This is a genomic window from Vibrio sp. 10N.261.52.A1 (assembly GCF_002876325.1).
GTDB lineage: Bacteria > Pseudomonadota > Gammaproteobacteria > Enterobacterales > Vibrionaceae > Vibrio > Vibrio chagasii.
The window spans coordinates 1-8,741 of sequence record NZ_MCYD01000882.1 but is presented as its reverse complement, the minus strand read 5'-3'; the positions used below and the strand labels follow the sequence as shown (position 1 = coordinate 8,741).

The 8,741-nt window shown below is 42.3% G+C and carries 10 protein-coding genes; 3 read left to right on the top strand and 7 right to left on the bottom strand.

Going from position 1 to position 8,741, the window contains the following annotated elements:
• Positions 1-162 precede the first annotated feature (162 nt).
• The 3 genes from BCT81_RS19065 to BCT81_RS19055 form a co-directional block, all read right to left on the bottom strand.
• Positions 163-492 (bottom strand): AzlD domain-containing protein, encoded by a 330-nt coding sequence (locus BCT81_RS19065; protein ID WP_102425480.1) that lies wholly within the window; start codon positions 490-492, stop codon positions 163-165.
• A gap of 2 nt (positions 493-494) precedes the next feature.
• Positions 495-1,223 carry an AzlC family ABC transporter permease gene (locus tag BCT81_RS19060; RefSeq protein ID WP_102425479.1) on the bottom strand — a complete coding sequence of 243 codons (729 nt, stop codon included), beginning with the start codon at positions 1,221-1,223 and terminating at the stop codon, positions 495-497.
• 104 nt (positions 1,224-1,327) lie between these two features.
• On the bottom strand, positions 1,328-2,161 hold the full coding sequence (locus tag BCT81_RS19055) for an AraC family transcriptional regulator (RefSeq protein WP_102425478.1): 834 nt from the start codon (positions 2,159-2,161) through the stop codon (positions 1,328-1,330).
• Positions 2,162-2,408: 247 nt separating this feature from the next.
• On the opposite strand from BCT81_RS19055, the gene BCT81_RS19050 reads away from it, so the two are divergent.
• The gene (locus BCT81_RS19050) at positions 2,409-2,744 is read left to right on the top strand and encodes a hypothetical protein (protein WP_102425477.1); all 336 of its coding nucleotides are present in this window, start codon (positions 2,409-2,411) and stop codon (positions 2,742-2,744) included.
• 323 nt (positions 2,745-3,067) lie between these two features.
• Here the strand turns inward: BCT81_RS19050 and BCT81_RS19045 are convergent, their stop codons facing one another.
• The 3 genes from BCT81_RS19045 to BCT81_RS29805 are packed head-to-tail and all read right to left on the bottom strand — an operon-like array spanning position 3,068 to position 5,039.
• Positions 3,068-3,850, bottom strand: a complete 783-nt coding sequence (locus BCT81_RS19045; protein WP_102425476.1) for a TSUP family transporter — start codon at positions 3,848-3,850, stop codon at positions 3,068-3,070.
• A gap of 21 nt (positions 3,851-3,871) precedes the next feature.
• A complete protein-coding gene (locus BCT81_RS19040; RefSeq protein ID WP_102425475.1) occupies positions 3,872-4,744 on the bottom strand; it encodes an NAD(P)-dependent oxidoreductase in 873 nt (290 codons plus the stop codon).
• A gap of 10 nt (positions 4,745-4,754) precedes the next feature.
• On the bottom strand, positions 4,755-5,039 hold the full coding sequence (locus tag BCT81_RS29805) for a TauD/TfdA family dioxygenase (RefSeq protein ID WP_241908243.1): 285 nt from the start codon (positions 5,037-5,039) through the stop codon (positions 4,755-4,757).
• A 674-nt stretch (positions 5,040-5,713) separates the two neighbouring features.
• On the opposite strand from BCT81_RS29805, the gene BCT81_RS19030 reads away from it, so the two are divergent.
• Entirely contained in the window at positions 5,714-7,054 is a 1,341-nt protein-coding gene (locus BCT81_RS19030; RefSeq protein ID WP_102425474.1) for a PLP-dependent aminotransferase family protein, read from the top strand.
• Positions 7,055-7,426: 372 nt separating this feature from the next.
• Entirely contained in the window at positions 7,427-7,903 is a 477-nt protein-coding gene (locus BCT81_RS19025) for a hypothetical protein (RefSeq protein ID WP_241908242.1), read from the top strand.
• A gap of 427 nt (positions 7,904-8,330) precedes the next feature.
• Here the strand turns inward: BCT81_RS19025 and BCT81_RS19020 are convergent.
• On the bottom strand, positions 8,331-8,741 hold a 411-nt coding region (locus BCT81_RS19020), incomplete at its 5' end, for a calcium-binding protein (protein ID WP_198596925.1).

Here is an 8,741-nt window from a genome sequence, read left to right as displayed (position 1 = left end):
TTCCTTATTTGACTAAAAACACCTAAAAGCTTAGGAGCTGAATCTATTGAAATTACTTTCTTTAAACTTGTAAGTAAAACCAATCACTCAAACAAAAATCACATGGAAATCACACCTAACATCAAATGCTGAAATAGTTAATAATCATAAGGCCCGGTTAATTTATTGAAAAAGGTAATCAACCGCGACAAGGTTATAGAACAAAAACACCGCCATACTGACACCAATGGTTAGCAGCACGTTGCCGGTTTTCCATATCAGCAAACCTGTCACAAGCGCCCCGATTAAATACGGGTTTTCAAAACTTGGCCAAAATGTCTGCTCTGGAGCAAACACAATCGGCCCCCAGATCGCAGTCAGTACCGCAGGGCTTGAATAGCGTAATAAACGTCGCGCGGTTTGATTGAGTCGAAGCGGAATCGCTGGCTCAAGAAATAAGTATCGGCTAAAAAATACAATCGCTGTCATCAGTAATATTGTTAACCAGATCATCTCTATTTCCCTTCCATGATTGGCTTTTTGCCGTTATTGCGCTCTTGAAATGACTCACTGAAAAAGCCGGCTAAGATGCCAGCAATTGCTGCAATCATGAGCCCACCTTCAACATTATTCACCGACATAGCAACCGAAGTCACCAATGAAACCAACACGCACATCACAACAGGCAATGTTCTGATTAACGGGAATACCAACGCAATGAAAGTCGCGGCGACCGCAAAGTCGAGGCCAATTTCATTGAGGGATGGGATTTGGCTTCCAGCGACAATGCCAACGAAGCTCGCTATGTTCCAAACCAGATAAAAGCCGCCGCCAACACCCGCGGCATACCAACGATTAAACTCTTGCTGAGACTGCCCACTACAAATCGCAAACAGCTCATCTGTTAACCAAAAGCCAAGCAATAAGCGCCAACGAGCAGGAAGGTGGCTTATCTTGTCGCGCATCGACACACTGTATAAAAAGTGTCTTGAGGTGATGAACAGCGTGGTCAGCAACATAGTGCCAAGGCCAATACCTGCTTTGAACATGCCTGCCGCGACCAGTTGTGCGGAGCCAGCAAACAAAATCGCCGACATTGCTTGTGCTTGCAGTTGATTCAATCCAGCATCAATCGCATATGAGCCAGCTAAGATTCCCCACGGTATCACGGCGATACTCAGAGGCATACCCGCTAAAACGCCCTTCCACAGCTGTGTTCGCCTATCCATCTTTTGATTATCCATATTGTTCTTTTCTCTCTTTACATTGGCTATTCAATGTAAAAACACCTGAGTTGATTCGATTGTACAAACTTGCTCGATTAAGAGACCGTATTTTTCACCAACGCTCAAAGCATCTTAATGTATTGCCCCGGCGTGTAGCCATTGGCCTTTTTAAAGTGTCGATGAAAATGGCTCTGGTCGTGAAAACCACACTCTTGGGCAGTATCTGAAATGGTATGCCCTTGCTTCAGCAGCTTGCGAGAAAGCCTCAAACGAGACTGGATCTGATAAGCATGAGGAGGAAGGCCAAACTCTTTCTGAAATGAACGAACTAAATGAAAGGGACCTAAGGCTGCCAATTTCGATAACTCTTCCAAAGAGACATCGGCCTGCGGAAAATCATCTAAAAACTCTTTCACCAGAACAAGTTGGCGCTGAGTTTTACTATCCAACTGAGGTTTAAGGCTCGACTTGCCATGTCGACTAATCAGCTTAACCAACATCCCGTACATCAAGGTTTCGCGGAGCAGTCGATTATCCGATTCATCAATCGCATTAAACACCAGCCTCAATTGATTGGCGAGTTCAGGGTCTTCAACGACTGCCCTAGGGAAATAAGGGGCGCCATAATTAGGAAGGTTAAGTTCTTGAGTAATTTTGGCCAGTTGCTCTGGGAGCGGATACATCGCACGATAAGCCCAACCGCCTTCCGTTGCCGAATGACCGCTATGTACCTCATCGGCATTGACTAGAATAATAGCGTCTTGGGGAGCGATATGATGACCACCTGTGCGATAGAAACGTTGAGCGCCCTGCTCTATAACCCCAAGCGTGTAACCCTCATGACTATGACGTGAGAAGTTCTGCTTTTCGTACTCAGCATTAAGGATTTCAATGCCTCCGAGCTCCTCAGCGACTTTATATTCGGCCTTTTCTTTAGAACGTTTCTTGTTCTCCATAACAATTCCCAAGCCTGTTAATTATCGAGCGACTTATCAGTCTACTCTATAGGCTCTTTTAGCTTTTGTACAAAATTGCGCTTTTGGCGGTTAATACATTTTTTGACCTAGGAATTAAACGGATCAATAACGTGCTCTAATTGCGAGCAAGATCTTGCTCTTTAAGCAGTTAGCGAAGAATTGACAAATCAACGACTTAATCATGCTCATAATCCCCGCCAATTATTAGTAACTGTTCAGAGATATGATGAAGAAAGCCTTAGCATTGATCTTTTTCTTGAGCCTTACGGGTTGCACGCATAATCAGTCCAAAGCACTAAGCATGAACTCATCGTCGGTTAATACATACCCACAATCGATGTCGAACCTACAACTGTGCGACACCTTGTATTACGGAAGGCCGAGTAATCAAACACTGGCCGCTATTGGCAGCGAATTTAACCGCAGAGGTCTATCAAAGCGTTGGTGTGATACCGAAGCCAATAAGCTTTATTTAACCAAGACAATTGATTGGGTTGCTGAACAAGTAGAAGGCAAAGAAGAGTCTGAAGAAGCATCAGCAGTGGTGCTGCCTGCGAATTAAGAGATTGAAGTGTGTTGGACAAGACATTTGGAAAGCTTCAGATATGGGAAGATCCATAGTCGCGGTTGAAAAATGTAACTTTCTAGACAGCGCAGTCATGATACACGTAGCAGACAGACATAGTGATGTTTACTTTAACAGCATCGAGTTTCCTCTCATAATCCGATGATGCATGAGTGTTTCCTTCTGAGAAGAAGTGAGTCGAATTCAGGTTCCGTCTGTGACAGGTCTTTCCTATAGTTGACCATATAATCGTAGATTAATACTAGAACTCTCATCCGCATTGAATGAGAGTTCTATCGTATAAAGTTTGTGGTTAATTTCTAAAACAAGAATTTATAACCCAACGAAATCATCAGTAGGCTGAGTGATACTGAAATGGTTCGTTGAATTAGTTTCTCGCCATACTTCATAGCTGATGAGCTACCAACATGATTCCCTAATAAATTCATTGCTACTAAAGGAATTGCCAGCATATACAATACGTTACCTGCAATCATGAAGGCAATTAAAGCCCCGATGTTAGAGGAAAAGTTAAACAACTTTGAAGTCGCTGATGCTGAAACTAAATCAAACCTAAGTAAGTAGTGCAAAGCCAGAATTAGAAAGCTACCGGTACCAGGGCCAAAAAATCCATCATAGAAACCAATTACAAATACAGCAGTGGGTACGCCAAATAAAATAATTGTTTTATTAATTGGAGATGAGTTGTCTTCACTGCGATTCTTCTTCGGAATAAACGATAAAATTATTCCGAAAGGGAGCATAAAGAGAATGATTTTACCTATAGTATCGGGATCAAAGTAGAGAATAGCTTGTGCACCCGCGTACGCACCGATCAGGCCCGCCGGGATACCTGTTGCCACGGCAGTCCAAATTACTTTTTTATTTCGTATAAAATTACGTATTGCCGCAATTGTACCTAATGTACTGACAATTTTTTCTTGTCCAAGAGCTAATTGAGGAGGCAATCCAGCAAGGATAAAGGATGGAACCAATATTAATCCTCCCCCCCCTGCAACTGAGTCAATGAAACCGGCCGCAAAGGCCGATACCATTAATGCTATTAGTATAAAAAGTGTAATATCGTTACCGAAGAGTTCCATATTGAAAAATTCCTGTCGAAGTTATCGATCGTAGATTTTGAAAAGCACAGAAGTATCCATGCGACCAAAACCTTGTTGCTGTAGTGACTGATATTCGCTGTCTACTTTTTCTGTTAACGGAAGCTCAACACCCATCTTATTTGCTTCATTTAGGCAAATGCTTAGATCTTTGTGCATCCAGTCAATTGCAAAACCAAAATCGAACTTATCTTGCGACATAGTTACTGCTCTGTTCTCCATTTGCCATGAACCCGCAGCACCATGCTTTAATACATCAACTAACTGGTTTGTATTTAGACCTGCTTTTTTTGCCATAAGGAGGCCTTCGCTTAGCCCTTTCAATACGCCCGCAATACAGATTTGATTGACCATCTTACTGCGCTGTCCCTGGCCATTTTTGCCCATTAAAGTCGATTGCTTACCATAACTTTTCATCACGGGCTCTACGCGATCAAAAACCGTTTGTTCACCACCACACATGATCGTAAGAGCTGCATTTTCAGCTCCAGACTGACCTCCTGATACTGGAGCATCAATGAATGAAATGTTCTTTTCCTTACAAACTCTGGATAATTCTTCTGCAAGCTCTGCAGATGTTGTCGTGTGGTCAACCAAAACAGAGCCTGGAAGCATGCTTGCGAGAACTCCGTCCTCGCCATATACAACACTCCTTACATCGTCATCGTTCCCCACGCATAAAAACACAATGTCACAATTTGTCGCAGCTAACCGAGGGTTTGCCTGGTATTCACCAGGAAATTCTTGAGCCCATAGTTTTGCTTTATGTTCTGTACGATTAAACACTTTGGTCTTGTACCCTGCTTTCGCAAGATGACCCGCCATTGGAAAACCCATGACACCTAAACCAATAAAAGCGACGTTGTTTGATTCCATTTTATTTTCCTTAATCTTTTCCAATATGTTCAAATTCTGGGAAGGCTGGAACGATACGTTCTAACGTACTCATCCCAAACATGCGAGCTAACCATCGGTCTGCGCCATCTGATCTAGATTTAAACCCTTCACGACTGTGAAGAAGCCGTTGATTTTTAATTAGCAATAAATCACCTGGCTGATATACCACGTATTGTTTTAACGACTCGTTTTGTAGCTGAGCTTCTAGCATAACTAATGCTGCTGCGGCACTCTCAGTAAGAGGAGTGGTGTTTTCCTTATCACGGGTCCACATGCTAGTGATAGGTCTGGATTATTAACATGATGACCAAAGGTAAAAGTGGGACCATGAGATGAATTATCATTAAAAGCATTGAGTGCAAGTACCACATGACTAAATAAGAATCCTTAATTTTCATTTTCGTATGACACAGGTTCAATTTGCGCACATTGACATATGCCAATATAAATAGCGCTAGCTAAAGGGATTTTTGATGGTATGACATAACCGTTGTAGGGTGTCGCGCACAAACTGCTATCAATAGGTAAACCGCGGATAATCAAAGCGCACAGGTCGTCATCTGACTAAGACTCCCGAATAGCATTCACTATTTCACCACTAAGGCTGTGTTTAACTACGCTCCCAAGCCACTCTTTGACATTAAGCCATTCACTGTCCTTTGCAAAACGCAAGTTACTGAATGCACTTTTTGTTTATTTTCAGATTCATATGACACATGTACTTCTTGGACACTTTGCTTTTTAAGTGTTTCTACCATTTCGTTTAGCATTACTTAAGCCTGATTCTATATTGTTATAAACAGCACTGAGTAATATCAACTACAACCCTTTTAGTTTAATCACCCTCATTGACATATGTCAATTATAATTATGCATTCAAAAGAATTAAAACCTAAAGGACATTTGGTATAATGTTTTGAAAATTAGGATTGTTCCAGGAGACTCCTTGTGAGTAATAGTAAGTTCATTCATATAGCAGAAGTTATAAAGCAGAAAATTGAAACAGGTGAGTTCCCGCAAGGTTCAAAGCTACCCACCCATCGTTTACTTGCTGAGGAGCTTGGAACGACGCCTGCCACTGTTGCGAAGGCTTATAAGTTACTTAGTGACAGGGGGTGTTTAGAGTCATTTATTGGTCGTGGTACGTTTGTGAAAACGAAATCGGAACTGGATAAAGCCATCCAAGCTCCCGATGAAGAAACAAACTTTAACTTCTCTATACTTCAACCTTGCCTGGAGAGAAATGTACCTGCATTAAAGAATGCCTACCGACAATCTGCGGAGTTACTGACCCCTTCTGTAATTGGATACGTTGAGCATTCTGGGTATGAGGCCCATAGGTCGGCAGGTGTAAAATGGGCGACAAAGTACGGCTTAGAGGGGGCAACCAGCGATAATATATTACTGACGAATGGGGCGCAGCACGCTTTGTCTTTACTCGTCGATACTTTGACTAAGCCAGGTGACACTATTCTAGTCGAACGACTCACCTACCCGGGTATTTTGGCGATTGTAAATATATCTGACCGTCATATAGTTGGTGTAGATCTTGATGAGTATGGTTTATGTCCAGAAGCTTTGGCGAGTGCAATTGATGCACATCAAGCCGCAATGGTGATAGCAATCCCAAGTCATCAGAACCCAACAGGGATCTCAATGCCAGAATCTCGAAAAAAGGAAATAGCGCGAGTTATCAATGATAAGAAAGTCTGGCTAGTTGAAGATGATATTTATTGCTTTTTAGATGATGAACCAGTGCCGCCCATAGCGAACTTTGCTCCCGATTATACGTTCCATATTTCTGCGTTATCTAAGGCAATTAGCCCTGCGATGCGCTGTGGTTACTTAAAAGTCCCAGAAAGCCAGATAACAGCTCTCAATACAAATATTCGAACTAATATTTGGATTGCGTCCCCAATTAATTTTATTGCAGCGACATTATTAATTGAATCCGGTGATGCTTTTCGGTTAGCGGATCAACAACGGGAAATTGCGAATGAAAGACAGAAAATGGTTAGGGAAATTTTTACTTCCACAGAGTTCAAGGCTTCTGGATACCATATTTGGCTGCCATTACCTGCCCATTGGCAGCCAGATCGATTTGCTATGGAAGCAAAAAATCGAGGTGTAATAGTTACGAGTGGTAGTTACTTCTGCGCAAATAGTGAAAGTACACCACATGTTCGATTGTCTTTAATGTCAATCGGGAATCAGGCTCGATTGAGAGATGGCTTGAATAAGCTCCAACGATTATTGGATTCTGACATTAATAGTTTTTTTCGATGCTAAAGGCTCTAACGAATGACTTTGAAGGAACTCATTATACTCACGCTTCAACCGAAAGCCCGCACAGCCTAACGTCTAAGATATAAACTTCAGAAATTGCCGAAAGTTTCCTTATAACTCCGGCGGATTCTGAACAATTCGATTTCAACCAGGTCGCACCCCAAATGAGCATGTTCTGATCCTCTTTCATCGGGTCAGATTTGGTAGGGAAAGTACACATCCTTAAAATGTATAGAGTATTAGCCTGAGCAATTTTAGGGTAAATCTTGCTAGTGCTTGCGCTGCATTAGCCAGAACTTTGGGGGGCAGTGGTACATTGACTACTCATGATTTATCCTATTCGGCGTAACCTTAACAACCGTGGCAGAGTGTAGATTGGATAAAAATAAAGAAAGTCCCCTACCAGAGAATCACATAACTCCTCAACTTTTCGTGCAACACGCTTGGGATATGGACTTTAGGATTTCTGCCGCTGACTCGGCGGTAATTCACTCTGATTTCATCAAACAGACCTCTATACTCGCCGATAAAGAAGGCATTGATGTTCACTATTTAGACTTTTCAGAATACGACACGGCAGCGGCAGCACTATCCGCAAAAGAGAATTCAGATTTTCTTGAGGCGCTTAAGGATGGAAGCAAGAAATCTTTGCTGTGGTTTGTTAATTGCGACTCGCTCGCCCCCTTGAATGTTGCTGTTACATACTCGCTTCGTACTGCTTTAACGACAAGGCAAACAAACAACACACAGTCAGTATTCATCGCAACTAAAGCGTCACTATTAATGATGTTTGCAAATCGTGAAGCCCCTTTTTATCAAAGCCATTTTAGATTGACAGGCTATAGTGGCTAAGCGAGTAGCTCATTCTGCTTGAACGTATATAGCAAAACTGATGAGCAAATAAGTCTGATGAAAAGGGATAGATAAAGCGACAAAAAAGGGAGCATTCGACAAAAGACCACCAAGCCTAACCCTTGTTGGACAAGACACTTGGAAAGCTTCAGATAGCAAAAAGCCGCTCCTTAAGAGCGGCTTTTTTAAAGTGATGCTTGTAACATAAGTCTTCATAACTATAACCAACTATCAACGAGTTAAAATACTATTTGCAAAATAAGTTCGCATAACATTGCATCAAAAGTCTGCAAATTTAAACAACGACTAAAATTCAACGTAGTAAAATTACCACCGACTTAGATGATTTATGGAAAGTGAGTTTGGCTCGATACTCTGCATGCGGTACACGCAGAGTATCGTATTTCGTCATCGTAGATGGTTGCCTTTAGAGCCGGCTCTGTCCGCTGACAATAAAGTTGGGAGACAATGAAGACGCAACACTGTCAATAACAGCGTTATTTGTCAAACTTTCTTGAGCATCAAACGCACTCATCGCTTGGACGAGTATATCCGTATCTATGACCGAATCCACATAATCAGGCAGGCCAAACGGCGACACCTTATTTCCGTCGAAAAACACAACCTCCTCTATACGGGAGTTACTATCCGTGTTCGCGTTTTCTATCGTAATCGAATCTCCCGAATCCGGACCACCAATCAACAACACCATATGATTACCATCACGGCGTAGGCTCAACTCGTCCTGTGATATGCCCTCTCCAAGCACGATCTGGTCGGTACTCGCATTGTAGAAATCACGGTCTCGAATGGTGTCATGACCATCCCCTCGGTTAAA